This window comes from Micromonospora sp. LOL_025 (genome assembly GCF_048060285.1).
In the GTDB taxonomy this organism is placed as follows: domain Bacteria; phylum Actinomycetota; class Actinomycetes; order Mycobacteriales; family Micromonosporaceae; genus Micromonospora.
Map to the genome: position 1 here is coordinate 1 of NZ_JBHMIR010000169.1, position 203 is coordinate 203.

Consider the following 203-nt stretch of genomic DNA (forward strand, 5'->3'; position numbering starts at 1 on the left):
TCCCGCCACGTGCCCGAGACGCCCTTCACCTGGGCCTGACCGCCCAGCTTGCCCTCCGTACCCACCTCGCGCGCTACGCGCGTCACCTCGTCGGCGAACGACGACAGCTGGTCCACCATCGTGTTGACGGTGTTCTTCAGCTCCAGGATCTCGCCCTGGGCGTCGACCGTGATCTTCTGCGACAGGTCACCCTTCGCCACGGC

Annotated in this window: 1 protein-coding gene; it reads right to left on the minus strand. The window is 67.5% G+C overall.

The annotated features are described in order from the left end of the window. Positions 1 to 203, minus strand: a 203-nt coding sequence (locus ACFHW0_RS31985) for a HAMP domain-containing protein (RefSeq protein ID WP_416613354.1), incomplete at both ends; no start/stop codon positions are given.